Here is a 24,076-nt window from a genome sequence, read left to right on the forward strand (position 1 = left end):
CCTCCAGATCCTCCAACGGCACAGCACCCGGCGGATCCACCGGCATCACCGGAACAACCGGCACCACCGGGGTCGGGAACGGGGATACCCGTAAGGGTGAGGGTGAAGGAGGGGGTTCACCGTGCCGCCGACGGCGCTGCGGGGCGCTCTGCCACATCAACGACAGATCACCATCACCACCGTCGTCATCGACGGTGTCGTCGCCTGCCTGGAACCCCATCATCTGCCATCCCCTACCCTCAATCGAACACATGTTCGAGAGTAGACCACGGCACCGACAGCCGACGAAAACAGTCGTCCCGGGCTGGGCAGTGATGAGAAAACAGCAGCGAAAACGTTCCCGCGGAAACGCCCCGATCCCAGAAACGACCGGTCAGTGCTGCCAGGCGTACAGATCCCGGAGCAGGGAGATCTCCGCGCCGTGATGGATGACCTCGCGGTTGATGTGCAGGACCAGCGCGGCCATCGGGTCCTGCTCGAAGCCGTACTCGCCGCACGGCTGCTGCAACCCATCGGCGTCCAGTGACCGGACGCCCGCGATCCAGTCCGCGTACATGCTGTCGATGCGATCGAGGGCATCGGCGGCCGTGGACGGGTAGTCGTAGGAGTCGTAACCGACGGCGGGACCGCCGAAGTGCTGGGCCAGCCGGGCACCGAAGACGCCGACCAGCAGGTGGCCGATCCGCCAGGCAATGGTGGTCACCGGCGCCGGCGACGGTTCGGGAAAGGAGAAATCGATGATGAAGTCCCCGGAACCGGCGGCGACCTCTGCCACACCCTGGCCGCGGGGACGGACGCTCCACATCCCGGGAACGGGCTCCCAGAAGTACTCGTCGTCACCGAGTCCGTCCCACCGCGGACGCAGGTGGTTCTCCCAGTGCCAGCTCAGTTGCTTGTCGAGCTCATCGGTCCAGTTCATGTCGACCTCCTGTCGAGATACTTATCCCACGTGGGCCACCGGTTCGTAGCCCGGTTGAACCTGCATCGGATCCACCGCCGCGGCGACTTCGATGCTGGTCCGCCCGGCGCGCATCAACAAAGCGGCCTGTCCGGCGCGACCGGCGGCCGCCCCCCGACCGCCGACCTCGACGACGAGCTCACGATCCCGGAGCCGGCCGTGTCCGCGACCCAGCCCGGTCCAGCCCACCCAGCGGGCGGTGAGTACGAGATCGGCACCCGGCCACGGTCCCATCACCAGCAGCACGGCGCCGCGCTGGCGGAGCCGCCCGGTGAGCACCCGCTGTCGGGACGGGGTGGGCCGCGCGGTGGCCGGAAGCGCCACGGCGATCATGTCGACCCCGTCCACCAGGATCGACAACACCTGCAGCACATCGGGTCCCGGCTCGGGGATGACGGCAATCCGGTCCAGGTCGATGCCGAATTCGGTGGCCGCCAGCAGGCCGATGCCGGGCATCCCGACCAGCGCCGACCAGGCGTCCTGCGGACCGGACAGCAGCGTGAACAGCAGACTGGTGGCACCCTGACCGAGGACGCTGACCACCGAACCGCGGGCCAGACCACCGCGGGGCAGAACGGCGGCGAGCGGCGCGGCGACCGGCAATACGGCTCCGGTCTCAGGAACAGCCGCGTCCATTCGATGACGCAACTCATGGAGCACCTGGTTGCGTTGATCGAACATGTGTTCGAGACTAGAGCGTGGCCACCCAGCGTCGCAAGACCTCGGCGCCGGCGTCACCCGACTTCTCCGGGTGGAACTGGGTCGCGGACAACGGGCCGTTCTCGACGGCTGCCACGAACCGGTCGCCGCCGTGCTCCGCCCAGGTCACCACCGGTGCGCTGAACCGCCCGTAGACCTCGAGTTCCCAGCGGCGGACGGCGTAGGAATGCACGAAGTAGTACCTGGTCCGCGGGTCCAACCCCTCGAACAGCACCGACCCCTCGCCGGGTTGCACGGTGTTCCAGCCCATGTGCGGGACGATCGGCGCCTGCAGTCGCTCGACGGTGCCCGGCCACTCCCCGACCCCGTCGGTCTCGACGCCGTGCTCCACCCCGCGGTCGAACAGGATCTGCATCCCGACGCAGATGCCCAGCACCGGCCGGCCACCGGCCACCCGCCGGTCGATGATCCGCTGACCACGGACTGCGGACAACCCGGTCATGCAGGCCTCGTACGCGCCGACCCCGGGGACGACGAGCCCGTCGGCGTTGAGCGCGGCGTCGAAATCGTCGGTCACCACGACATCGGCACCGGTCCGGCGCAGCGCCCGCTCCGCGGAGGCGAGATTGCCGGACCCGTAGTCCAGCACCACAACACCACTCATCGCCGCGTCACGACTTCCCGATCAGCCACAGGATGCCGCCGACGATGCACCCGGCGGCGAAGACACCCAGCACAACAGCGGCCGGTATCGACTTCTTCCGCAGCGCCAGCACCCCGCCCACCAGGAACCCGCCCAGGGCGAGCAGCAGGATCGGCAGCAACTGGCTCACAGCACGCCTTTGGTCGACGGGATGCCCTGCACCCGCGGGTCGGGCTCCACCGCCTGCCGCAGCGCCCTGGCGATCGCCTTGTACTGCGCCTCGCAGATGTGGTGCGGATCGCGGCCGTAGATCACCCGCACGTGCAGCGCGATCCGGGCGTGGAAGGCCAGCGAATCGAACACGTGCCGGTTCAGCACCACCGGGTAGTTGTTGCCGACGATGAACCCCAGGATCGCATCGGGCTCCCCGGTGTGCACGGAGAACGGCCGGCCGGAGACGTCCACCGCGGCGTGCGCCAGCGTTTCGTCCATCGGGATGAAGGCGTCACCGAACCGCCGGATGCCGGCCTTGTCGCCGAGCGCCTGGCCGATGGCCTGGCCGAGCACGATCGCGGTGTCCTCGACGGTGTGGTGCGCGTCGATGTCGACGTCGCCGACGGACCGCACCGTCAGGTCGAAGCTGCCGTGCACCCCGAACGCCGTCAGCATGTGGTCGTAGAACCTGACGCCGGTGGAGATCTCCACCTGCCCGGTGCCGTCCAGGTCGAGGTCGACCACCACCGACGACTCGCTCGTCGTGCGCTCGATTCGGGACCGACGTTCGCCGACCATCACGCCATCTCCTTGAGCCTGGAACTCACGTTCAGCAACACATCGTTCTCCGCATCGGTCCCGATGGTCGCCCGCAGGTAACCGGGAATCCCCATGTCCCGCAACAACACTCCGGCATCGAGGTACTGCCGCCAGGTCGCAGCGGCGTCATCGAAGTGACCGAACAGCAGGAAGTTCGCGTCGGATTCGATGACCTCGAACCCCCGATCGACGAGGACCGACGTCACCCGGCGGCGTTCCGCGACCAGGTGCGCGACCGAGGCCAACGTGTCGTCGGCGTGCCGCAGCGCGGCGGAAGCGGCAGCCTGGGTCAGCGTGGAGAGGTGATACGGCAGGCGCACCAACAGCAATGCGTCAATGACGGCCGGTGCGGCCGCCAGATAGCCGAGCCTGCCGCCGGCGAACGCAAATGCCTTCGACATCGTGCGCACGACGACCAACTGCGCGGGGAACTGGTCGATCAGCCCGATGGCGCTCGGACGATCGCTGAATTCCGCGTACGCCTCGTCGATCACCACGATGCCGGGTGCGGCGCGCACCAGGGTGCGGATGTCCTGCAGCGGAAGGGATCCGCCGGTCGGGTTGTTCGGGCTGGTGATGAACAGCACGTCGGGTGCCCGCTCCGCGATCATCGCGGCGGCGGCGGGGACATCGACGCTGAAGTCGTCGCGGCGCGGGCAGGACAGCCAGCTGGTCCGGGTGCCGGAGGCGATGATCGGGTGCATGGAGTACGACGGCTCGAAGCCCAGTGCAGTGCGGCCGGGGCCGGCGAAGGCCTGCAGGATCTGCAGCAGGATCTCGTTGGAACCGTTGGCGGCCCAGACGTTCGCGCTCGACAAATCAAGGCCGGTCGAGCGGGACAGATATTGCGCCAACTGTTCCCGCAGCGCGACCGCGTCCCGGTCCGGGTACCGGTTGAGATCGGCGGCGACGGCCGCGACCGAGGCGGCGAGGTCCGCCACCAGCGCGGCCGATGGCGGGTAGGGGTTCTCGTTGGTGTTGATCCGCACCGGAACGTCCAGTTGCGGTGCGCCGTACGGCGATCTCCCGACCAGATCCGCACGCAGCGGCAGGTCCGCCAGCGTGACGTCCACCCCGATCATGAGAACCGGGCCGATACCGCTTCGCCGTGCGCCGGCAGATCCTCGGCGTCGGACAACGCGAGCACGTGCGGGGCGACTGCGGCCAGCGCGTCGCGGGAGTAGTCGATCACCTGCATCTGCCGCAGGAACGTCATGGCGCTGAGCCCGGCGGTGAAACGTGCCGAGCCGCCGGTGGGCAGGACGTGGTTCGAGCCCGCGCAGTAATCGCCCAGCGACACCGGCGAATAGGAACCGACGAAGACCGCACCGGCGTTGCTGATCCGGCCGGCGACCGCGGCGGCATCCCTGGTCTGGATCTCCAGGTGCTCCGCGGCGTAGGCGTCGGCAACAGCGATCGCGTCGTCGATCGACGCGACGAGCACCGTCCCGGACTGCTGTCCCGACAGCGCCTCGCGAACACGGTCGTGGTGCTTGGTCAGCGGAACCCGTTGCAGCAGAAGCTCATCGACCGCATCGGCCAGCAGGACAGAGGTGGTGATCAACACCGACGCCGCGACCGGGTCGTGCTCTGCCTGCGAGATCAAATCCGCGGCAACGTGAACCGGGTCGGCCGAATCGTCGGCGACGACGGCGATCTCGGTCGGACCGGCCTCGGAATCGATCGCGACGGTGCCGCGCAGCAGTCGTTTGGCGGCGGTGACGTAGACATTGCCCGGCCCGGTGATGACGTCCACCGGCTCGATCGGGGTGCCGTCGACGTCGACCGCGCCCAGCGCCAGCAGGGCGATCCCCTGGGCACCGCCGGCCGCGTAGACCTCGTCGACTCCCAGCAGCGCGCACGCCGCCAGTACGTTCGGATCGGGCCAGCCGTCGTTGTCCCGTTGTGGCGGCGAGGTGACAGCGATCGCCCGGACACCGGCCACCTGCGCCGGCACCACGTTCATCACCACGCTCGACGGGTACAGCGCGAGGCCGCCGGGGACGTACAGACCGACCCGGCGCACCGGTACCCAGCGCTGGGTGACGGTCCCGCCGGGAGCGATGTCGGTGACCCGCTCGACGGGCAGTTGCGCGGCATGGCCGACCCGGGCGCGGGCGATGGACTCGGTGAGCGCCGCCCGGACCGACGCGGAGACGGACTCCAGCGCGCCGGCGAGCACGTCGGCCGGAACCCGCAGCGAGCGGGGCCGGACACCGTCGAACCGCTCGGCCGCGTCCAGCACGGCCGCTGAACCCCGCTCGCGAACGTCCTGGATCAGGGGTTCCACCGAGGATGCGGCGGCTCCGATGTTCACGGCCGCCCGCGGCAGCACGGCGCGCAGGTCGCCGAGTCCGGAGCGAAGGTCGATCCGCTGCAGCATGGGTTCAGGGTAAGGGCTGGGCAACCAGGTCCAGACCCAGGTCCAAGGCGGGCGCGGAGTGGGTCAACGCGCCCACCGCGAGGAAGTCGACGCCCGTCGCCGCCACCTCGCCGGCCCGATCCAGGCTGAGCCCACCGGAGGCCTCGAGGAGCACCGGCCGGCCCGACGAACGCACGACGGAAACGGCCTCGACGGTGTCCGCCGTCGAGAAGTTGTCCAGTAGAACGAGTTCCGCGCCGGCCGCGATGGCTTCCGCCAGCTGGTCCAGGTTGTCGACCTCCACCTCGAGCGGGATGGAGGGGTTGAGCGACCGCACCGCTTCGATGGCGGCGTGGACGGAGCCGGCCGCCGCGACGTGGTTGTCCTTGATGAGAGGAGCGTCACCCAGGCTCATCCGGTGATTCACCCCGCCGCCGCAGCGCACCGCGTACTTCTCCAGCAGCCGAAGTCCGGGCAGCGTCTTGCGGGTGTCCCGGATCCGCGCATCGGTGCCGGCGACAGCGTCCACCCAGGCACGGGTGGCGGTCGCGATCCCGGACAGGTGGGTCAGCAGGTTCAGCGCCGTCCGTTCGGCCGTCAGGATGCCGGCGGTCGGGCCGGCCACCGCAAGGGCGGGAACGCCGGGAATCAGCCGGCCGCCCTCGGCCACCAACTGCTCGAACTCCGCAGTGAACGAGACCGTCTCGAACACGGCCATCGCCACCGGCCCGCCGGCCAGTACACCGGCCGATCGCGGGGTGATGTTGGCCACGCTGAGCTGATCTGCGGGAACGGTGGCGTCGGTGGTGACGTCCGGGCCGTCCCGCAGGTCCTCGGACAGCGCGCGGTCGATCAGCGCGGCGACCTCGTCGGCGGCGAGCCCGGCCTCGGCGAGCGCGAGACGGGTCTGTTCGGTCAGGCCCATGCCACGGCCGTCCGGAGGTCCGCCACGTCGGTGCTGATCAGGCCGTCGACGGCACGGACCAGGACCGACCGCTCCCAGACCGGCAGGCTGTCCGGGTGGTCGTTGCGGACATGGCAGCCGCGGGATTCGGCCCGGACCTCGGCAGCGGCCAGCAACGCCGCCCCGGCGAGGGCGAGGTTGGCGGTCTCGACGGACCACCGGTCGGCGACGGTGGTCGGCGCGGCACCGAGCCGGGTAGCGGTGGACCGCGCCGCGAGCAACCCGACCAGATCGCGGCCGATGCCCGCCGCCCGGCTCATGGTGGCCTGCAACTCGGTCCGGCCGGCCGGGTCCGCCCCGGGGACCGGGGTCAGGATCAGTTCCGCCGGGCGGGAACGGGCGAGCAGCACGTCCGCGCCGATCGCTGCCGCGGCGCGTTCGCCCATCACCAGCCCCTCCAGCAGCGAGTTGGACGCCAGCCGGTTCGCGCCGTGCAGGCCGGTACGGGCGACCTCGCCGACTGCGAACAACCCGGGCACGGTGCTCCGGCCGTCCAGGTCGGTCAAAATGCCGCCGCAGTGGTAGTGCGCGGCGGGGGCCACCGGAATGGGCTGGGTCGACGGATCGACCCCGGCCAGCGCACAGGCGGCTGACACGGTCGGGAACCTACGGGCGAAAACGTCGCCGGCGATCCCGGTCGCGTCCAGGTAGACGTGGTCGCCGATGCCGCCGGGCGCCAGTCCCATCCGGCGGGAGATGGCCAGTGACACCACATCTCGCGGAGCCAGGTCGGCCAGCGGGTGGACGCCCGGCATGATCCGCGCGCCGGCGCCGTCGATCAGCACCGCGCCCTCGCCGCGGACCGCCTCGGTGATCAGTGGGCGGTGCCCCAGATCGCCGGGGCCGGTCCAGAGCACCGTCGGGTGGAACTGGAAGAACTCGGTGTCGGCCAGCGCGGCACCGGCGCGCAGCGCCATCGCGAGGCCGTCGCCGGTGGCGACACCGGGGTTGGTGGTGGCCGCGTACAGATGGCCGGCGCCGCCGGTCGCCAGCACGACGGCGTCGCTGCGGATCAGCCCGACGGTCCCGTCCGGGGCGAGGACGGACAGTCCGCGAGCCCGGCCGGAGCCGTCGAGGACCACGTCCAGCGCCTGGTGTCCGGCGAGCACGGACGGCAGGCCGCGGACGGCGAGCAGCGCGCGCTCTATTTCCGCGCCGGTGGCGTCGCCACCCGCGTGGATGACCCGGTTGGCGGAGTGGCCGCCCTCCCGGGTGCGCAGCAGCCCGTCCGGTCCGGCATCGAACCGGGCGCCGTGATCCATCAACCGCTGCACCGCGTCCGGGCCGTCGGTGAGGATGAGGTCGACGGCGATGGGGTCGGCCAGGCCCGCGCCGGCGACCAGGGTGTCCTCGATGTGGTGCGTGACCGAGTCGCCGGGGTCGCGCTCGTCACGGACGACGGCGACACCGCCCTGCGCCCACTGGGTGCTGGCCTCGTCGGGCTGGCCTTTGGTGATCAGCAGGACGTAGAGACCCTCGGCCGCGGTGGTCAGTGCGGCGGTCAGCCCGGCGACGCCGGTGCCGACGACGACCACGTCGGCCTCTGCCTCCCAGGACGGCAGCAGGGCGCCGGCGGCGGCGCTCAGCGGCGTCATTCGCCGCCGCCGCTCTGCCCGATTGCGATCATCCGTTCCACCGCGCCGCGCGCACGGGCGGCGATGTCGGGGTCGACCACGACCTCGTCGCGCATCTCCAGCAGCGAGGTCAGCAGCTTGACCGGCGTGATCATCTTCATGTACTTGCAGGACGCACGTTCGTTGACGGCGCGGAAATCGACACCGGGGGCGGCCTTGCGCAACTGGTGGATCATCCCGATCTCGGTGGCCACCAACACCTGTCGCGACGTGCTGACCAGTGCGGCGTCGACCATCTGGCCGGTGGACAGGATCTTGATCCGGTCGGCGGGGACGGCACCGGCGGTGGCCAGGTACAGCGCGCTGGTCGCGCAGCCGCACTCCGGGTGGATGTAGAGGTCGGCGTCGGGGTGCGCCTTCGCCTGTGCGCTCAGCTGCGCGCCGTTGATGCCGGCGTGCACGTGGCACTCGCCGCCCCAGACGGAGATGTTGTCCCGGCCGAGGACCCGGCGGACGTGCGCGCCGAGAAACTGGTCGGGCCCGAACAGCACCGGGGTGTCGGCCGGGATGGACCTGACGACGTCGACGGCGTTGGACGACGTGCAGCAGATGTCGGTCTCGGCCTTCACCTCAGCGGTGGTGTTGACGTAGGAAACGACGACAGCGCCGGGGTTCTCGGCCTTCCAGGCCCGCAACTGGTCGGCGGTCAGCGAATCGGCCAGCGAGCAGCCGGCGTTCGCGTCCGGGATCAGCACGGTCTTCTCCGGGGACAGGATCTTGGCGGTCTCCGCCATGAAATGCACGCCGCAGAACACGATGGTGGATTGCGGCGCGGTGGCCGCGATGCGGGACAGCGCGAGCGAGTCGCCGACGTGGTGGGCGACGTCCTGGATCTCCGGCACCTGGTAGTTGTGCGCGAGGATCACCGCGTCCCGCTGTGCCGCGAGTTCACGGACCTGCCGAGCCCATTCGGCGACGTCGCCGGGTGCGCCCGTCAGTACTGGTGCGGTCATGGAAGCCCTTCCTGGGCGAAGCCGAGGTTTTCGACTTACAATCGATAACGTGGCCAATGGTAGCAGTTCCGCTGTCGAGGTGCTGGCAGCTGTTTTCACCGTCCGACCCGACGGCGAGGGACGGCCGTCGCTGCAGGTGCTGCTGTGGCAGCGGGCCAGGGAGCCCGACGCGGGCCGGTGGGCGCTGCCGGGCGGCACCGTTCTGGGTGACGAGGACGTCGACGCATCCGCGTCCCGGCAGCTGGCGGAGAAGGTCGACCTGGCCAGGGTGGCGCACCTCGAGCAGATCGGGGTGTTCTCCGATCCGGAACGGGTGCCGGGGGCGCGGGTGATGGCCACCGGCTTCCTCGGCCTGGTTCCCCTGGGCGCGGACCCTCACCTTCCGGAGGACACCCGCTGGCATCCGGTGGCCGACCTACCGCCGACCGCGCTGGACCACGGGGTGATCGTCGACCGGGCCTACCGGCGGCTGCAGGCGAAGTTGTCGTACACCAACATCGGGTTCGCGCTGGCGCCGGCGGAGTTCACCATCGCCGAACTCAGACGGGTCTATGCGACCGCACTGGACCATGACGTCGACCCGACCAACCTGCAACGCATCCTGACCAGGCGCGGGATGCTGGAGCCGACCGGCACCACCGCGGCGTCCGGCCCCAGCGGGGGGCGGCCCGCCGCGATGTACCGGTTCACCATCGGCGAGCTCCGGGTCACGGATCCGTTCGCGGCGTTCCGACCGCCCCTGTGAAATCGACCGGTGTGACACCGAGGTTGGGCTGCCCGTTCCAGGCGACCAGGAACGTGTAGACCGCGGCGGCGAGGGCGGGTTGGGCGAGCACCACCAGGATGGTGCCGGTGGTCGGCGGCGCGGTGACGATGGAGTCCGCCGTGCTCGGACCGACCGTCGCGGGATCAGTCCCGGGTGCCACGAGAATGCCGATCCCCCAGGCGATCAGCGCCCCGAGCAGCGATCCGCCGACCAGTGCGACGAGGGCCTGCCAGCCGCGCACCGATCGCACCTGCCACAGCGCGACCGCCAGCACGATCCCGATCACCGCGCCGGACAGTGCGAAGACGGCCACGTCGACGAAGTGGTAGGTCGAGGTGGTCGGCAGTCCCCCGTACCGGCCGTCGGCCAGCACCTTGTACGGGATCCCCGGAGCCAGGAACGCCCAGAGCACGCCCTGGAGGACACCGACCAGGACGCACACCCCGAGGATGGCGAGGACGGCGCGTCTCATGCCAGACAGTCTGCCCCGAGCAGCGCCTTCAGATCGCCCATCAGCGCCGAGGTCGGTGTCACCCGCAGCCCGTCGTCCAGTTTCAGGGTGGTGGCCTTCGCGCCGTTGAGCAGCTTGAGGTGCACGGCCGTGGTCCCGGGGTGCGCCTGCAGGACGTCACGCAGCCGGTCGACGACCGGCGGGGTGCAGCGCGACGCGTTGATGCTGACCTGCACCGGGCCCTTGCCCGCGGATGCCGACAGATCCGGGACGACGACCTGCTGCACGTGCAGTGAGAGCCGGTCCTCCGAGCGCGCGACCCGCGCCTTGACCAGCACGATCGCGTCCTCGGCGAGCAGTAGCGAGCAGTCCAGGTAGACCTTCGGGAAGAAGGCGACCTCCACGCCGCCGGCCAGGTCCTCCAACGTCGCCGACGCCCAGGGATCGCCCTTCTTGGTCAGCCGCCGTTGCAGGCCGGTGAGGATGCCGCCGACGGTCACCACGGCACGGTCCGGAACGGTGCCGTCCAGGATGTCCGGGATGGAGGCGTCCGACTGCGACGACAGGATGTGCTCAACCCCTGCCAGCGGGTGACCGGAGACATACAGGCCGAGCATCTCCCGTTCGAAACCCAGGCGCAGCTTGGTGTCCCACTCGGTGTCCGGGACGCTGCCGCGGAACGAGCCGCCCTTCTCCTCCTGGCTCATCTCGCCGAACAGGTCGAACTGGCCGATCGCCTCCGCCCGCTTCAACCCGAGCACCTCGTCGATCGCCCGGGCGTGCTCCATCAGCAGTCCCTTGCGGGGGTGCGACAGGGAGTCGAAGGCGCCGGCCTTGATCAGCGACTCGACGACCTTCTTGTTGCAAGCGACCTGGTCGACCTTCTCCAGGAAGTCGTAGAAGTCGCTGTACGGCCCCTTCTCCTTGCGGCAGGCGACGATCGAGGCAACCACCCCGGTGCCGACGTTGCGGACCGCGGACAGCCCGAACCTGATGTCGGTGCCCACCGGGGCGAAGTCGCGGACCGAGGTGTTGACGTCCGGTGGCAGCACCTTGATGCCCATCGACCGGCACTCCGCCAGGTAGATGGCCATCTTGTCCTTGTCGTCACCGACACTGGTCAGCAGCGCGGCCATGTACTCGGCCGGGTAGTTGGCCTTGAGATACGCCGTCCAGTAGGAGATCAGCCCGTACGCCGCGGAATGCGCCTTGTTGAAGGCGTAGTCGGAGAACGGCAGCAGGATGTCCCACAGCGTCTTGACCGCGGCTTTCGAGTACCCGCGCTCGGCCATGCCGCCGGAGAACTTCTCGAACTGGGCGTCCAGTTCGGCCTTCTTCTTCTTGCCCATCGCGCGCCGCAGCAGGTCGGCGGCGCCGAGCGAGTACCCGGCGACGTGCTGCGCGATCGCCATGACCTGCTCTTGGTAGACGATGAGACCGTATGTGTCGCCGAGGATCTCGGACAGCGCCTCGGCCAGTTCGGGATGGATTGGGATGACCGGCTTGCGCTTGTTCTTGCGGTCGGCGTACTCGTTGTGCGAGTTCGCGCCCATCGGGCCCGGCCGGTACAGCGCGCCGACGGCGGAGATGTCCTCGAAATTGTCGGGGCGCATCGACCGCAGCAGGGCGCGCATCGGACCGCCGTCGAGCTGGAAGACGCCGAGGGTGTCGCCGCGGGCCAGCAGGTCGAAGGTCTTCTGGTCGTCGAGGGCGAGGTCCTCCAGCACGACCGTCTCGCCGCGGTTGGCCTTGATGTTGATCAGCGCGTCGTCCAGGACCGTGAGGTTGCGCAGCCCCAGGAAGTCCATCTTGATCAACCCGAGCTTCTCGCACGTCGGGTAGTCGAACTGGGTGATCACGGCGCCGTCCTGCTCGCGCTTCATGATCGGGATGAGGTCGAGCAACGGCTCCGACGACATGATCACGCCGGCCGCGTGCACACCCCACTGGCGCTTGAGACCCTCGAGCCCGCGCGCGGTCTCGACGACCTTGCGGACATCGGGGTCGGTGTCGACCAGCGCCCGGAACTCGCCGGCCTCGTTGTACCGGGGGTCGGACGGCTCGAACATCTTGGCCAGCGAGACGTCCTTGCCCATCACCGGCGCCGGCATCACCTTGGTGATCCGGTCGCCGACGGAGAACGGCATGCCGAGCACCCTGGCGGAGTCCTTGACGGCCTGCTTGGCCTTGATGGTGCCGTAGGTGACGATCTGCGCGACCCGGTCGTCGCCGTACTTCTCGGTGACGTAGCGAATGACGTCACCGCGCCGGCGTTCGTCGAAGTCCACGTCGAAGTCGGGCATCGAGACACGGTCGGGGTTCAGGAAGCGCTCGAAGATCAGCCCGTGCTGCAACGGGTTCAGGTCGGTGATCCGCATCGCGTACGCGACCATCGAACCCGCGCCGGACCCGCGGCCGGGGCCGACCCTGATCCCGATGTCCTTGGCCCAGTTGATGAAGTCGGCGACCACCAGGAAGTAGCCGGGGAAGTTCATCTGGGTGATGACGCCGACCTCGAAGTCGGCCTGCTTCTGCACCTCGGGCGGGATGCCGTCGGGGAACCGGGCGGTGAGACCGCGGCCGACCTCCTTGACGAACCAGGTTTGCTCGGTCTCCCCCTCCGGCACCGGGAACCGGGGCATGTAGGAAGAGGACTCGTCGAAGTCGACAGAACACCGTTCGGCGATCAGCAGGGTGTTGTCGCAGGCCTCGCGCAGCTGGTACTTGCCGTCCCACAGCGCGCGCATCTCGGCCGGTGACTTGAGATAGAAGTCGCGGGCGTCGAACTTGAACCGGTTGGGGTCGTCCAGGGTCTTGCCGGACTGCACGCAGAGCAGCGCCTCGTGGGTGTCGGCATCCGCCGCGTCGGTGTAGTGCAGGTCGTTGGTGGCGACCATCGGCAGCTGCAGATCCCTGGCCAGCCGGAGCAGGCCGTCCCGCACCCTGGTCTCGATGGACAGCCCGTGGTCCATCAGCTCGAGGAAGTAGTTCTCCTTGCCGAAGATGTCCCTGAACTCGGCGGCCGCGGCGCGCGCCTTGGCGTAGTCGCCGATCCGCAGCCAGGTCTGCACCTCGCCGGACGGGCAGCCGGTGGTGGCGATGAGGCCGTCCGAGTACTGGGCGAGCAGTTCCCGATCGGCGCGCGGCTTGTAGAAGAAACCCTCCAGCGACGCCCTGGAGGCCAGCCGGAAGAGGTTGTGCATGCCCGCGGTGGACTCGGACAGCAGGGTGATGTGCGTATAGGCACCGGCACCCGAGACGTCGTCATCACCGCCGTCGGCCCAGCGCACCCTGGTGCGCTCGAACCGCGAGGTGTTCGGCGTGAGATAGGCCTCCATGCCGATGATCGGGTTGACGCCCGCGGCCTTTGCCTGGCGGTAGAAGTCGTGCGCGCCGAAGACGTTGCCGTGATCGGTCATCGCCAGCGCGGGCATGCCCATCTCGGCGGTGCGCTCGAACAGCTTGCCGAGCCGGGCGGCCCCGTCGAGCATGGAGTACTCGGTGTGCACGTGCAGGTGAACGAACGAATCAGTAGTGGACACCGAGCCCCTTCCACATAGGCAGGCTCGTTTCTATCACTGATTCCCGACAGCCCCGGGCGCGCCGCCGCCCGCGAGTTCTACCGCCCGCCGTTGCAGTACCGCTCGGCGTACAGCGTGACGTCCTGTCGTTCCGGAGCCAGTCGGGTCAGCAACTGCTGGACGTGCATCTTCACCTGCTGCGCCTCGGGCGCGGTTTCGCCGACGAGGTGCTCGGCAAGCCTGTCGAGTTCATGGACGACCCGGGAGTGGGCGACCCGCGGTTCGCGGGCCGCCGCCTCCACCGTCGTCATCCAGTGCTGGTAATCCTTATCGTTCACTGCAATCTCCCTCGGAATGACGGCGTCAATATCAGGTTGACGACGCTGTCAGACCCGCCTTCCATGCTTGTTGAGCACGCATGGAGCGACAAGGGACCAAGGACCTGTTAAGGCTTGTAGCGCCTGCGCCCAATCAGGAAGCCGGCGAGCAGGCCGCCGACGGCCGCGATGGTGAGCGCCACCCAGAGTGCGATGGTGGCGCTGAAGAAGACGAAGGACACCTCGACCTGATCCCGGTTGATGGCAATGAAGACCACGACCAGCGCGGCGATGACGAGACCGCCGATCGCCCGGCCGCTGAGCCCGCTCTTCTTGGCGGGAGCAGCGCCCCCGGGATACTCGGTCATCTACTGATACCGCCTCACCTGAACAATGTGGACCGGCTCCGACTCCGGGCCGAGCCAACTCCAGTTGTGCTGGGACCAGTGCCACGTCGCACCGGTGACCAGATCGTGCGCTTCGAACGAATCATCCCATCCGAGACCGATGTCCGGCATGTTGAGATGGAACCAGGACGCCTGATTCTGGTGCGGATCCAGGTTCGCCACGACGATGATCGTGTCGTTGCCGCGGCTCTTGGAGAACACCATCACGTTGGAGTTCTCGGCGTTGTGGAAGCGCAGGTTCCGCAGCCAGTGCAACGCCGGGTGCTCGCGGCGGATCCGGTTGATCAGCGACAGGTACGGGGCGATCGACTGCCCCGCCTTCGCCCCGTACTCGTCGTAGTCCTCCCAGTGCCGGTCCTTGAACTGGTACTTCTCGTTGTCCAGTTGCTCCTGAACGCCCGGCCGTGGCTCGCTCTCCATCAGTTCGTAGCCGGCGTAGATGCCGTAGGTGGGCACCAGGGTGGCCGCCAGCGCCGCCCGGAGCTTCCAAGCGGCCCGGCCGCCGGTCTGCATGTACGGCGTCAGGATGTCGTGGGTGGTCGGCCAGAAACTCGGCCGCATGTAGTGCGCCGAATCCCGGGCGAGTTCCTGGCAGTAGTCCTCCAGCTCCCATTTCTGGTTGCGCCACGCGAAGTAGGTGTACGACTGCTGGAAGCCGATCTTGCCCAGCCCGTGCATCATCGCCGGCCTGGTGAACGCCTCGGCGAGCCAGATCACCTCGGGATGATCAAGGGCCACGTCACCGATCAGCCACTCCCAGAACTCCACCGGCTTGGTGTGCGGATTGTCGACGCGGAAGATCTTGACCCCGTGGTCGATCCAGACCTGGACGACCCGGCGGACCTCCGCGTAGATGCCCTCGGGATCGTTGTCGAAGTTCAGCGGGTAGATGTCCTGGTACTTCTTCGGGGGGTTCTCGGCATAGGCGATCGTGCCGTCGTTGCGGGTGGTGAACCACTCCGGATGAGTGGTCACCCAGGGATGGTCCGGCGCGCACTGCAGCGCCAGGTCCAGGGCGACCTCGAGCCCCAGCTCCCCGGCCCGGGCGACGAAGTAGTCGAAGTCCTCGAACGTGCCCAGTTCCGGATGGATGGCGTCATGCCCGCCGTCGGCGGACCCGATCGCGTACGGCGAGCCCGGATCGTGCTCACCGACGACCAGGGTGTTGTTGGGGCCCTTGCGGTTGATGGTGCCGATCGGGTGCACCGGCGTGAGATAGATGACGTCGAAACCCATCCCGGCGACGGCGTTCAGCCGCTCGGCGGCGGTGCGCAGCGTCCCGCTCTGCCAGAGCCCGGTGGTCTCGTCGAAACGGGCGCCCTCCGACCGCGGGAAGAACTCGTACCACGCGCCGTACAGTGCCCGCTCGCGCTCGACCAGCCACGGGTAGTCCGGGCTCGGCGTGACGTAGTCGCGCAGCGGCCTGGCCTCCAGTTCGTGCACCACCCACGGCGAGATGCCCGCGCCCAGGCGGTTTCCCGGCGAATGGTCGGTGTTGCGGAGCTTGCCGATTGCGTCCAGCAGCGGGGCCTGCTGTTCCGGGGTACGGTCCACCTCGGCGACCGCCCGCTCGAGGACCCTGGCGCCCTCCTCGAGCATCATCTCGGTGTCGACGTCGGCCGCCACCTTGATCACGGCGTCGTGGTGCCAGGTGCCGTAAGGATCCGACCAGCCCTCCACCCGGTAGGACCACCTGCCGGTGGTCGGCGCGCTCACGGTCGCGGTCCAGTGGTCCAGACCCGGGTTGACGCACGTCATCGGCAGCGAGGTCGTGCTGCCGTCCGGGGCGGTCAGCACCACCGTCGCGTTCACCGCGTCGTGGCCCTCCCGGTACACCGTCGCGGTGACGTCGAATTCCTCCCCGACCACCGACTTGGACGGCCGGGTGCCTTCGTCCACGGTCGGGAAGACGTCGGCGACCGGGATCCGCCCCAGCTTGCGCGACCCGGCTGTGGGTGGGATCCGTGGCGGTGCGGCGGGTGCCTTCTTGGCGGGGGTGCGACGGGCTGGCTTCTTCGGAGTGGCTGCGGTCTTTGGAGTGGCAGTGTCTTTGGGAGTGGCAGTGGTCACGCGAAGAAGGTACCCAAAAGGGCGTCAGCCGCTGCGCGCCGCCCGGTACCTGCGGATCAGCTCATTGGTCGAGCTGTCGTGCTGCAGGTCGGGCTCCTGCGTCGACTGCAGTTCGGGGATGACGCGCTGGGCCAGTTGCTTGCCGAGCTCGACCCCCCACTGGTCGAACGAACCGATCGACCAGACCGCTCCCTGGGTGAACACGCTGTGCTCGTACAGCGCGACCAGCTGACCGAGGACGTACGGGGTCAGGCGGTCGATCAGGAAGGTCGACGACGGCCGGTTCCCCTCGAAAACCTTGAACGGCACGAGGTTCTCGGGTGTGCCCTCGGCCCGCACCTGCTCGGCGGTCTTGCCGAAGGCGAGCGCCTCGCCCTGCGCGAAGACGTTCGACGTCAGGTAGTCGTGGTGATCGCCCAGCGGGTTGAGTGAGTGCGCGAAGGCGATGAAGTCGACCGGGATGGTGAGCGTGCCCTGGTGGATCAGCTGGTAGAAGGAATGCTGGCCGTTGGTGCCCGGCTCGCCCCAGTAGACCGGCGACGTCGGGTAGTCGACCACGGTGCCGTCCAGCGTGACGTACTTGCCGTTGGACTCCATCGTGAGCTGCTGTAGGTAGGCCGGGAAACGGTTGAGGTACTGGTCGTACGGCAGCACCGCCTGGGTCTGCGCGTCGAAGAAATTCGTGTAGTAGAAGGTCAGCAGGCCCATCAGGACCGGCAGGTTGTGCTCGAGCGGGGCCGTCCGGAAATGATTGTCGACGGCATGCGAACCGGCCAGCAGCTGGTCGAAGTTGTCCGGTCCGATGGCGATCATGGTGGACAGCCCGATGGCGGACTCCATGGAGTAGCGGCCGCCCACCCAGTTCCAGAACCCGAACATGTTGGCGGTGTCGATGCCGAACCCGCTGACCGCTTGGGCGTTGGTGGAGACCGCCACAAAATGCTTGGCCACGGCCGAGTCGTCGCCGAGCGCGGCGAGCACCCAGTCGCGCGCCGATCCCGCGTTGGTCATCGTCTCCAGGGTGGTGAAGGTCTTGGAGGAGATGATGAACAGCGTCTCGGCCGGGTCGAGATCGTGGGTCTTCTCGGCGAAGTCGGTGCCGTCGACATTGGAGACGAAGCGGAAGTCCAGGTCGCGCTGGCTGTAGTGCCGCAGGGCCTCGTAGGCCATCACGGGGCCAAGATCCGACCCGCCGATCCCGATGTTGACGACGGTCCTGATCCGCTTGCCGGTGTGCCCCTTCCACTCCCCGGACCGGACGCGGTCGGCGAACGCGCGCATCCGGTCGAGCACCTCGTGGACGTCGGGGACGACATCGCGCCCGTCGGTCTCGATCACCTCGCCGGTCGGCGCCCGGAGCGCCACGTGCAGCACCGCGCGGTCCTCGGTGATGTTGATGTGCTCACCGGCGAACATCTTCTCGCGAAGCTCGACCAGACCGGACTCCTGTGCGAGATCGACCAGCAGTGCGATGGTCTCGGCGGTCACCCGGTGCTTGGAGTAATCCAGGTAAATACCCTCGGCCTCCAGGGTCAGCGCCGTCCCGCGGGTGGGATCCGTCGCGAACAATTCCTTGATGGTCAGGCCGCGCACGCTCTCGACATGCTGTTCGAGAGCTCGGTACGCCCCGCGTCGGCGCAGAGGTGTCGTCATGCGCGAGAACCTACCGGCCTACAGGTCGAGGTGTAGGCGCAGGGCCTGGTCGAGTTCCGCCATGAGCGGGGCGTGCAACTGACCGAGCGCAGGCCCCAGACGTTCGTACGCGATCGATCGGACCTGTTCGGCCTGGGCCTTGGAAGCCGTGCGCAAACCGCCGGATTCGGCGGGGATCAGCACCTGGAACGCGAAAACCCTGGCGGTGTTGGTGGTCAGCGGCACGACGGTGACCACTCCTCGACCCGAGCGTTCGGCGGCGGCGTTCGCCCGATCGTTGCTGACGATGACAGCGGGCCGACGCTTGTTGGCCTCACTGCCTCGAACCGGGTCCAGATCCACGATCCGAACCTCCCCGCGGCGCATCAGGCCAGCCCGTCGGTGGCCGCAGACTCCCAGGCCTCACGGTCGCCGGAGTTGTCCCATTCTTCCCACGCGGCCGCGTACTCCTCCTCGAGCCCGGACCGTCGGAGCAGCCGGATCGCCTGATGAATTGCGGCCGACCTCGACGCCAAGCCCATTGCGCGAGCGTGCTCGTCCAACGCGGCCACGTCGTCGTCGGGCAGGCTGATGCTCAGTTTCACACCGTGATGCTACCGCGGTAGCACCGTCACCGGGACAGCACCTCGAGCGCGTGGGCGAGGTCGGCCGGGTACGGGCTCGTGAACTCCACCCGGCGTCCGTCCTCCGGGTGCGCGAAGGCAAGGGTGCGGGCGTGCAGCCACTGTCGGGTCAGGCCGAGCCTGGCGGCCAGCGTGGGGTCCGCACCATAGGTGCGGTCACCGACACACGGGTGCCGGGTGGCGGCGAAATGCACCCGGATCTGGTGCGTGCGACCGGTTTCCAGGTGGATCTGCAGCAGGCTGGCCGACGGGAACGCCTCGAGGGTCTCGTAGTGGGTGATGCTCTCCCGGCCGCCCGCGACGACCGCGAATTTCCAGTCCGACGACGGATGCCGGCCGATCGGGGCGTCGATGGTCCCGGAACTGGGATCGGGGTGTCCCTGCACGACAGCGTGATAGATCTTGTCGACCGTCCGGTCCCGGAAAGCGTCCTTCAGCACCGAGTACGCCCGCTCGCTGAGTGCGACCACCATCACCCCGGTGGTCCCGACGTCGAGCCGGTGCACGATGCCGCGGCGTTCCTCGGCCCCCGAGGTGCTGGTCCGGATCCCCATCCCGGCCAGCGCGCCCAGCACCGTCGGGCCGGTCCAGCCGGGGCTCGGGTGTGCGGCGACCCCGGCCGGCTTGTCGACCACCGCGATGTCGGCGTCGCGGTACAGGATCGTCAGGCCGTCGACGGTCTGCGGGACCACCGTCGCCGGCCGCTCGGGCTCGGGCAGGGTGATCTCCAGCCAGCTGTCCGGCGTCAGCCGCAGTGAACGGATCGCGGCGGATCCGTCGACCAGCACCCCGCCACCGTCGATCATCGCGGCGACGCTGGTGCGGCTCATCCCGAGCAGCTTCGCGAGCCCGGCGTCGACGCGCATGCCGGCCAGCCCGTCGGGGACGGGCAGTCTTCGTACCTCAGGCACTCTTGGCCTTCCTGGTGGAGGTGCCGTCGAAGTCGATACCGAGCAGCGCGGTGATGACGAGACTGATCCCGCCGATGGTGATGGCCGAGTCGGCCACGTTGAAGACCGGGAAGTACTCGGCGTTGGGCCCGAAAACCGAGACGAAGTCGACGACGTGACCCTGCAGGAAGCCCGGCGCGCGGAAGATCCGGTCGATCAGATTGCCGATCGCGCCGCCGAGCACCAGGCCCAGCGAGACCGCCCAGGGGGTCGACCGCAGCCGCGGCGCCATCCGGATGATGACGATGACGACGCCGATCGCGGCGAGCGCCAGCAGCCAGGTCATCCCGGTGGCCAGTGAGAAGGCGGCGCCGGGGTTCCGGATCAGCGAGAGGTAGACCAGCCCGCCGAGCAGCCGGACCGGCTGATTCGGCTGCACGGTCGCCACGATGATGATCTTGCTGACCAGATCCAGGACGACGACGGTCGTCGCGATGGCCGCGAGCAGCCCCACCTTGCGGGGTTGGAGGGTTTCGGTCACTGTCCCATTGTCCCCGGATTGCCCCGCTCACCGAACCAGCCCGCCAGCGCACCGCCCCTGCCGACCGCCCGCAACCGCCGTTCGGTGGCGGCGCGAACCCGCTCTGGAGCCACGATCAGCAGCTGATCGCCCGACTGCAGCCGCACGGTCGGGGTGACCGCGACCGGCTCCCCGTCGCGCAGCAGCAACCCGATCGTCGAGGGCGCAGGCAACCGCAGCTGCGAGACGTAGACGCCGTGCATCCGCGAGTCCTGCGGGATGGTCACCTGCAGGACGTGCGCATTCATCTCGTCCAGCGGTGCCGCTTCCAGCTGGATCTCCAGCGGCTCGCCGCCCTGGATCACCCGGAGCTTCCGGGCGACGAACGGCAGGCTGGTGCCCTGCAGCAGGGTGAAGATCACCACCACCACCACGATGACGTCCAGCAGCTTCTCCGCCGACGGCACCCCGTTGAGCAGCGGGATGGTGGCCAGCACGATCGGCACCGCGCCGCGCAGCCCGGACCACGACAGGAACGCCTGATCGCGCCATGGCACCCGGAACGGTGTTGCGGCGGCCAGCACGGACAGCGGTCGGGCGACCAGCAGCAGCACCAGCCCGATCGCGATACCGGGGAACAGGGCGGCGGGCAGCCTGCTCGGCTCCACATAGAGCCCGAGCATGACGAACAGGCCGATCTGCGCCAGCCAGCCGAGCCCCTCGGCGAACGACAACGTCGACGCCCGGTGCGGCAGCCGGGAGTTGCCCAGGATCACGGCGGCGACGTAGGTGGCCAGGAAGCCGGACGCGTGCGCCACGGTGCCCATCGCGTAGGCGCCCCCGATCAGCGCGATGGTGGCCAGCGGGTACAGGCCGGCGGCGGGCAGTGCCTCCCGGCGAAGCAGCCAGGCGCCGGCGAAGCCGATGCCTGCGCCGACCACCGCACCGGCGATCAGCTCGTAGACCACCAGCAACGGGTCGACCCAGGTGATCTCGGTGCTGCTGGCCAGCAGTACCACCGCGATGACCACCGGCGCGTCGTTCAGCCCGGACTCCAGCTCCAGCGCCGCGGACAGCCGCGGTTTGACGCCGATGCCGCGGAGCACCGAGAACACCGCCGCGGCGTCGGTACTGGAGAGCACCGCACCCCACAGCAACGACGTCCGCCAGTCGTACCCCAGCAGGAAATGCACACCCGCGCCGGCCACCGCGATCGAGACCACGACCGAGACGGTCGCCAGCGAGATGCCCAGACCCAGTGCCGGGCGGACGTTGTCCCACCGGGTGGTGAGCCCGCCCTCGGCGAGGATGAAGACCAGTGCCACGAAGCCGAGTTGCTCGGTGAGCAGGGCGTTCTGCAGGTCGATGATGCCGAAGCTGTCGATGCCGAGGACCATCCCGATGCCCAGGTACAGCAGCAGTGACGGCATCCCGAGCCGGCTGGACAGCCGGACAGCGATCAGCGCGAGCAGCAACACGAGGGAGGCGATGCCGAAGGCACCCTCGGGTGTGTTCAGGCTCAGGTCCATCTGTCAGCGACGCAGCGCCGGCGTCATGCCGAGCGCACTCAGGACCTCGATCGTCGCCTTCGAGCGATTGAACGTGTAGAAGTGCAGGCACGGCGCGCCCGCGGCGAGCAGCTCCTCGCTCATCCGCACGGCATGCGCCATCCCCACGGCCCGCCCGGCGGCCGGGTCGTCCTTGACCTGCTGCAGCTCCTCCGCGAGGTCGGCCGGGATCCGTTGACCGGAGAGCTCGTGGATTCGCATCAGCCGGCCGTACGAGGTGATCGGCATGATCCCGGGCAGCAGTGGCACGTCGGCCCCGGCGGCCGTCATCCGGTCGCGCAAACGGCAGTAGTCCTCTGCGGAGAACAACATCTGGGTGATCGCATAGTCGGCGCCCGCCCGGATCTTCGCCACCAGGAACGCGGTGTCCGAGTCCAGGTCGGCCGACCGCGGGTGCTTGTCCGGATAGGCGGCGACACCCACCGAGAAGTTGCCGAGCGAGCGGGTCAGCCGGACCAGTTCGCTGGTGTACTGCAGCCCCTGCGGGTGTGCCACCCATTCGCCGAGCGGGTCACCGGGCGGATCACCGCGCAGGGCCAGGATGTTGCGCACCCCGACGGAGGCGTAGGCGCCGATCACCTGACGCAACTCGGCGACCGAGTGGCCGACGGCCGTCAGGTGTGCGACCGGGACCAGCGTGGTCTCCTCGGCGATCCGCTGGGTGACGCGGATGGTCCGCTGCCGCTTCGACCCGCCGGCCCCGTACGTCACGGACACGAACGCGGGCCGCAGGGGTTCGAGCCGCCGGACCGCCGTCCACAGGACGTCCTCGTCCGCGTCGGTGCGGGGTGGCATGAACTCCACCGAGAAGTGCGGTCCCGGGGCAGCGAGCTGTTCCGAGACTGTTGGCATTGGCGGAGCTTAACCGGGCCCGATCACGTTCGGATGAACCGACCTCGCGCAAACTGGACCCGTGAACCCGGACCGCCTGCAGGAAGTTCTCGCCACCGAGCTCGCGGTGCGCCGCGCCGAGCTGCTCGCGATCGACCCACGATTGGCCGACAGCGTCGATCTGCTGATCGCGTTCGTGACCGACGGGGGCAAACGGATCCGGCCCGAGTTCCTGTTCTGTGGCTGGTCGGCCGCCTCCGGCGGTGACCATGATGCTGCCCTGCTGACGGTCGCTGCGGCGCTGGAACTGATCCAGGCCTGCGCGCTGATCCACGACGACATCATCGACCGGTCCGAACGCCGGCGCGGCCGGCCGGCCACCCATCGCGCGCTGGCCAAGCTGCACGCCGACTCCGGGCTCGCCGGGAACTCCGAGCACTTCGGGGTGTCGGCCGCGCTCCTGCTCGGTGATTTCGCGCTGGCCTGGGCGGACGACCTCTTCGCCGCGGGGGCGCAGGCGCTGGGCGCGCTGGATCGGGCGCTGCCGATCTGGCGCTCGATGCGCACCGAGGTGCTGGGCGGGCAGTTGCTCGATCTGCTGGTGACGGCGTCGACCGGCCGTGACCCGGCAGAGCAGGCCTCGGATGCGTTGCGCATCAACAGGTTCAAGACCGCCGCCTACACCGTCGAGCGACCCCTGCAGCTGGGCGCGGTGCTGGCCGGGGCGGACCCGCAAACCGTCGCGGCCCTGCGCACCTACGGAGCGGACATCGGGGTGGCCTTCCAGTTGCGCGACGACCTGCTCGGGGTGTTCGGTGATCCCGCGGTGACCGGGAAACCCGCGGGCGACGATCTTCTCGAGGGCAAGCGCACCCTGCTGCTGGCCACCGCCAGGGCCGCCCTGATCGGCGACCCGCTGCTGACCGAACTGGATACCGGGATCGGCACGCCGGGGGCCGACCCGGCACGGCTCGCGGCGATCATCGACGGAACAGGTGCCGTCGACCGTCAGGAGGAGCACATCCGGGAACTGGTCGACGCCGGCTTGGCGGCGATCGGCGGGGTCAACGACGCGGCCCGGCGGCGGCTGACCGAGTTGGCGCACGCCGCCACGGCGCGGCGTCATTAGCTGTCAGAACCCGGCGACCTGCGCCCTGCGGTGCACCTCCCGGCCGCGGTTCTCCCGCAGCGCGTCGATCGGGGCCCCCGGCAGCGAGTCCTCCGCGGTGTACAGCCAGTTGACGATCTCCTCGTCATTGAAGCCGCCGTCGGTCAGCAGGGTGATCGTCGCCGGTAGCCCCTTGACGACCAGGCCGTCCTGGATGAACTCCGCCGGAACGCGCAGCACTCCCTGTACCCGGACGGCGAGCAACTGGCGCTCCCTGATCAGCTGGTGGACCTTGGTGACCAGCATCCCGAGTTGATCGGCGATCTGCGGAACCGGCACATACGTTGGTGATGTCGACACGGGT

General features: G+C 69.1%; 25 protein-coding genes and 1 pseudogene. 2 read left to right on the top strand and 24 right to left on the bottom strand.

Annotated elements, in window-relative coordinates; translation table 11 throughout:
* The 11 genes and pseudogenes from ACVBEQ_RS19845 to nadA all read right to left on the bottom strand — a co-directional run.
* Positions 1–223, bottom strand: a pseudogene (locus ACVBEQ_RS19845) (hypothetical protein); the annotation flags it as partial.
* Between the two features lie 150 nt (positions 224–373).
* Positions 374–919, bottom strand: a complete 546-nt coding sequence (locus ACVBEQ_RS19850; protein WP_447155036.1) for a DinB family protein — start codon at positions 917–919, stop codon at positions 374–376.
* 21 nt (positions 920–940) lie between these two features.
* A complete protein-coding gene (locus tag ACVBEQ_RS19855; protein ID WP_447155037.1) occupies positions 941–1,639 on the bottom strand; it encodes a hypothetical protein in 699 nt (232 codons plus the stop codon).
* A 10-nt stretch (positions 1,640–1,649) separates the two neighbouring features.
* Positions 1,650–2,282: an imidazole glycerol phosphate synthase subunit HisH gene (hisH, locus tag ACVBEQ_RS19860; RefSeq protein WP_447155038.1), complete on the bottom strand. Its 633-nt coding sequence runs from the start codon at positions 2,280–2,282 to the stop codon at positions 1,650–1,652.
* Positions 2,283–2,289: 7 nt separating this feature from the next.
* On the bottom strand, positions 2,290–2,451 hold the full coding sequence (locus ACVBEQ_RS19865) for a hypothetical protein (protein ID WP_447155039.1): 162 nt from the start codon (positions 2,449–2,451) through the stop codon (positions 2,290–2,292).
* Positions 2,448–3,053 (bottom strand): imidazoleglycerol-phosphate dehydratase HisB, encoded by a 606-nt coding sequence (hisB, locus tag ACVBEQ_RS19870; protein ID WP_447155040.1) that lies wholly within the window; start codon positions 3,051–3,053, stop codon positions 2,448–2,450. The genes ACVBEQ_RS19865 and hisB overlap by 4 nt, the downstream gene beginning before the upstream one ends.
* The gene (locus ACVBEQ_RS19875) at positions 3,053–4,156 is read right to left on the bottom strand and encodes a histidinol-phosphate transaminase (protein ID WP_447155041.1); all 1,104 of its coding nucleotides are present in this window, start codon (positions 4,154–4,156) and stop codon (positions 3,053–3,055) included. The genes hisB and ACVBEQ_RS19875 overlap by 1 nt, the downstream gene beginning before the upstream one ends.
* Positions 4,153–5,457: a histidinol dehydrogenase gene (gene hisD / locus ACVBEQ_RS19880; RefSeq protein ID WP_447155042.1), complete on the bottom strand. Its 1,305-nt coding sequence runs from the start codon at positions 5,455–5,457 to the stop codon at positions 4,153–4,155. Before hisD ends, ACVBEQ_RS19875 begins: the two co-directional genes overlap by 4 nt.
* Before the next feature lie 4 nt (positions 5,458–5,461).
* Entirely contained in the window at positions 5,462–6,361 is a 900-nt protein-coding gene (nadC, locus tag ACVBEQ_RS19885) for a carboxylating nicotinate-nucleotide diphosphorylase (protein WP_447155043.1), read from the bottom strand.
* Positions 6,352–7,995, bottom strand: a complete 1,644-nt coding sequence (locus ACVBEQ_RS19890; RefSeq protein WP_447155044.1) for an L-aspartate oxidase — start codon at positions 7,993–7,995, stop codon at positions 6,352–6,354. The genes nadC and ACVBEQ_RS19890 overlap by 10 nt, the downstream gene beginning before the upstream one ends.
* A complete protein-coding gene (gene nadA / locus ACVBEQ_RS19895) occupies positions 7,992–8,987 on the bottom strand; it encodes a quinolinate synthase NadA (RefSeq protein ID WP_447155045.1) in 996 nt (331 codons plus the stop codon). The genes ACVBEQ_RS19890 and nadA overlap by 4 nt, the downstream gene beginning before the upstream one ends.
* 49 nt (positions 8,988–9,036) lie before the next feature.
* Here nadA and ACVBEQ_RS19900 point away from each other — a divergent pair, with 49 nt between their 5' ends.
* Entirely contained in the window at positions 9,037–9,732 is a 696-nt protein-coding gene (locus ACVBEQ_RS19900; RefSeq protein ID WP_447155046.1) for an NUDIX hydrolase, read from the top strand.
* Here ACVBEQ_RS19900 and ACVBEQ_RS19905 read toward each other — a convergent pair.
* The 12 genes from ACVBEQ_RS19905 to metF form a co-directional block, all read right to left on the bottom strand.
* A complete protein-coding gene (locus tag ACVBEQ_RS19905) occupies positions 9,695–10,225 on the bottom strand; it encodes a DUF2567 domain-containing protein (RefSeq protein ID WP_447155047.1) in 531 nt (176 codons plus the stop codon). The two genes, ACVBEQ_RS19900 and ACVBEQ_RS19905, sit on opposite strands and share 38 nt — an antisense overlap.
* Complete coding sequence (gene dnaE, locus ACVBEQ_RS19910) at positions 10,222–13,746, bottom strand: DNA polymerase III subunit alpha (RefSeq protein ID WP_447155048.1); 3,525 nt, start codon at positions 13,744–13,746, stop codon at positions 10,222–10,224. Before dnaE ends, ACVBEQ_RS19905 begins: the two co-directional genes overlap by 4 nt.
* A 77-nt stretch (positions 13,747–13,823) precedes the next feature.
* The gene (locus ACVBEQ_RS19915) at positions 13,824–14,063 is read right to left on the bottom strand and encodes a hypothetical protein (RefSeq protein ID WP_447155049.1); all 240 of its coding nucleotides are present in this window, start codon (positions 14,061–14,063) and stop codon (positions 13,824–13,826) included.
* Positions 14,064–14,170: 107 nt separating this feature from the next.
* The gene (locus tag ACVBEQ_RS19920) at positions 14,171–14,410 is read right to left on the bottom strand and encodes a LapA family protein (protein ID WP_447155050.1); all 240 of its coding nucleotides are present in this window, start codon (positions 14,408–14,410) and stop codon (positions 14,171–14,173) included.
* Entirely contained in the window at positions 14,411–16,519 is a 2,109-nt protein-coding gene (locus tag ACVBEQ_RS19925) for an alpha-1,4-glucan--maltose-1-phosphate maltosyltransferase (RefSeq protein ID WP_447155051.1), read from the bottom strand.
* A 24-nt stretch (positions 16,520–16,543) separates the two neighbouring features.
* Positions 16,544–18,172 carry a glucose-6-phosphate isomerase gene (gene pgi / locus ACVBEQ_RS19930; RefSeq protein ID WP_447155052.1) on the bottom strand — a complete coding sequence of 543 codons (1,629 nt, stop codon included), beginning with the start codon at positions 18,170–18,172 and terminating at the stop codon, positions 16,544–16,546.
* Positions 18,173–18,190: 18 nt separating this feature from the next.
* Positions 18,191–18,541 (bottom strand): type II toxin-antitoxin system PemK/MazF family toxin, encoded by a 351-nt coding sequence (locus ACVBEQ_RS19935; RefSeq protein ID WP_447155141.1) that lies wholly within the window; start codon positions 18,539–18,541, stop codon positions 18,191–18,193.
* Complete coding sequence (locus tag ACVBEQ_RS19940; protein WP_447155053.1) at positions 18,538–18,756, bottom strand: ribbon-helix-helix domain-containing protein; 219 nt, start codon at positions 18,754–18,756, stop codon at positions 18,538–18,540. The genes ACVBEQ_RS19935 and ACVBEQ_RS19940 overlap by 4 nt, the downstream gene beginning before the upstream one ends.
* Before the next feature lie 26 nt (positions 18,757–18,782).
* Positions 18,783–19,661: an RluA family pseudouridine synthase gene (locus ACVBEQ_RS19945; protein ID WP_447155142.1), complete on the bottom strand. Its 879-nt coding sequence runs from the start codon at positions 19,659–19,661 to the stop codon at positions 18,783–18,785.
* Between the two features lie 37 nt (positions 19,662–19,698).
* Positions 19,699–20,226, bottom strand: coding sequence for a signal peptidase II (gene lspA, locus ACVBEQ_RS19950; protein ID WP_447155054.1), 528 nt, complete (start codon positions 20,224–20,226; stop codon positions 19,699–19,701).
* Positions 20,223–21,734 carry a potassium/proton antiporter gene (locus ACVBEQ_RS19955; protein ID WP_447155055.1) on the bottom strand — a complete coding sequence of 504 codons (1,512 nt, stop codon included), beginning with the start codon at positions 21,732–21,734 and terminating at the stop codon, positions 20,223–20,225. Before ACVBEQ_RS19955 ends, lspA begins: the two co-directional genes overlap by 4 nt.
* 3 nt (positions 21,735–21,737) lie before the next feature.
* The gene (metF, locus tag ACVBEQ_RS19960) at positions 21,738–22,625 is read right to left on the bottom strand and encodes a methylenetetrahydrofolate reductase [NAD(P)H] (protein WP_447155056.1); all 888 of its coding nucleotides are present in this window, start codon (positions 22,623–22,625) and stop codon (positions 21,738–21,740) included.
* A gap of 61 nt (positions 22,626–22,686) precedes the next feature.
* Between metF and ACVBEQ_RS19965 the strand changes: the two genes are divergently transcribed.
* The gene (locus tag ACVBEQ_RS19965; protein WP_447155057.1) at positions 22,687–23,733 is read left to right on the top strand and encodes a polyprenyl synthetase family protein; all 1,047 of its coding nucleotides are present in this window, start codon (positions 22,687–22,689) and stop codon (positions 23,731–23,733) included.
* Positions 23,734–23,736: 3 nt separating this feature from the next.
* Here ACVBEQ_RS19965 and ACVBEQ_RS19970 read toward each other — a convergent pair whose 3' ends face one another.
* Positions 23,737–24,072 (bottom strand): Rv2175c family DNA-binding protein, encoded by a 336-nt coding sequence (locus ACVBEQ_RS19970; protein ID WP_447155058.1) that lies wholly within the window; start codon positions 24,070–24,072, stop codon positions 23,737–23,739.
* Positions 24,073–24,076 lie beyond the last annotated feature (4 nt).

Source organism: Nakamurella sp. GG22 (assembly GCF_052976845.2).